The 1843-nt window shown below is 40.1% G+C and carries 2 protein-coding genes; both read left to right on the forward strand.

Annotated elements, in window-relative coordinates; translation table 11 throughout:
* Nucleotides 1-414 precede the first annotated feature (414 nt).
* Nucleotides 415-1068: an HAD family hydrolase gene (locus DIJ65_RS16050; RefSeq protein ID WP_230321478.1), complete on the forward strand. Its 654-nt coding sequence runs from the start codon at nt 415-417 to the stop codon at nt 1066-1068.
* On the forward strand, nt 1058-1675 hold the full coding sequence (locus tag DIJ65_RS16055) for an NUDIX hydrolase (RefSeq protein ID WP_117303800.1): 618 nt from the start codon (nt 1058-1060) through the stop codon (nt 1673-1675). Before DIJ65_RS16050 ends, DIJ65_RS16055 begins: the two co-directional genes overlap by 11 nt.
* Nucleotides 1676-1843: the final 168 nt, after the last annotated feature.

Below are 1843 nucleotides of genomic sequence, written 5' to 3' on the forward strand. Positions count from 1 at the left end.
TTTTAGTGGATTTGGACAGGAACTACCTGACCTTTCCATTATAAAGGACTTTTTCTTTTGGTTTTTGCCAGTTTTCGAATGTTTTATGAATTCCTAATCTTCAAAATCAATTAATACAACAGCAGTGGAAACTTTTACATTAAATATACTCAGAATTTAAAATAACAGAAAGATAATTTTAGAAATAAAAGCGTTCGTAAAAGTGCACTTAAAAAAAGAAAAAAGGAAGAGACTTTCTATGAAGTCTCTTTCCTACCGATAATTTCTCATATGTAAACGGATTTTCGAGAAATAAAACTAACTGGAAAAATCAGGAGAGTTCCTATAGTATAAAAAGTAACCAGATAATTCGAACTAATAATTACTCATTTCTTCTTTAACTTTGGTTATTAAAAAACAAGGATGGTGTTTCCAATAAAAACGATTATTTTTGATTTTGACGGCACACTGGCGAATACGTTGCCCGTCTGCGACTATGCTTTCCAACATGTATTCAGGGAATTCGATCAGCGCGAGCTTTCTTCCGCAGAAATCCGCGCCATGTTTGGCCCATCGGAAACCGGGATTATCCGGAAGAACCTGCTGCATGGCGATACAGCAGAAGCCATTGAGCTGTATTATGCGAAATACCTGGAACAGCATACGCAATTAGTTGAACACAATCACGAAATTCATGAGTTATTGCTGCATTTGAAAGAGAAAGGGATAAAACTAGGAATTGTCACAGGAAAAGCCAGAAGAAGCCTGGATATCTCGTTAAAAGCGCTTCAAATGGAGCATTTCTTCGATGCCATCATCACGGGGGATGATGTGACCTATCCGAAACCTGACCCAGAAGGTGTGTTCAAAGCCTTAGCTTTATTAGATGCTAGCCCTGAGGAAGCCATGTTCATCGGAGACAGCGATGCCGACATTCAAGCTGGGATTCAAGCAAATGTTTTGACCGTCGGGGTGCATTGGCTGCCCGATTACCAAACTTTAGAGTTTGCCGTAGCACCAAATTCCTCCTATCAAACTGTTGCTGAATTTATGGAGTCCTTGGAAACAGGTGTTCATTATGAGCCTTAAATGGTTGGAATGGGCTAAGCGAATACAATCACTCTCTCAATCCGGACTGACTTTTTCAAAAGATGTCTTCGATCTAGAACGTTTTGAAGAGTTACGGACAATCAGTGTGGAAATCATGGAAGAACATACCGGCTTGGAAATGCAAAAAATCAAAGAGTTATTCGCTAATGAGAAAGGTTACCAGACACCTAAAATGGATGTACGGGGTGCTGTCTTTCATGAAGGGAAGATTCTCATGGTCCGGGAAAACATCGACAACCGATGGGCTTTACCGGGTGGATTTTGCGATATCGGCTTATCGCCAGCTGAAAATATTGCCAAAGAAATCCAGGAGGAATCCGGCTACATCGTGGTTCCGACAAAAATGCTCGCCTTGCTGGATATGAATAAACATCCGCATCCACCTCAACCTTTTCATTATTACAAGCTTTTCATTCAATGTGAGATTGTGGGCGGTGAAGCGAAAAATGGTGTCGAAACAAAAGGTGTGGAATTCTTTCCTGAACACGATTTACCGGAACTGTCCTTGAATCGGAATGTCGAATCACAGCTGCACACGCTTTTTGATTTTGAAAAAAATCCGACAAGAGCAACCTTGTTTGATTGAGCAATTAATCGACTGAAACAATTGCTTTTTTTCTTTTGCTCTTGACGAATTGTAATATTAAGTGCAACACCCTACAAAACAAAAAAAGGGCCCATGACAGATTCGTGTAAAATGTAAGTTACCACACCAACACTACACGGAGGTTCTGTCATGAGCTACGTCCATCTT

This window comes from Planococcus salinarum (assembly GCF_007004625.1).
GTDB classification, from domain to species: domain Bacteria; phylum Bacillota; class Bacilli; order Bacillales_A; family Planococcaceae; genus Planococcus; species Planococcus salinarum.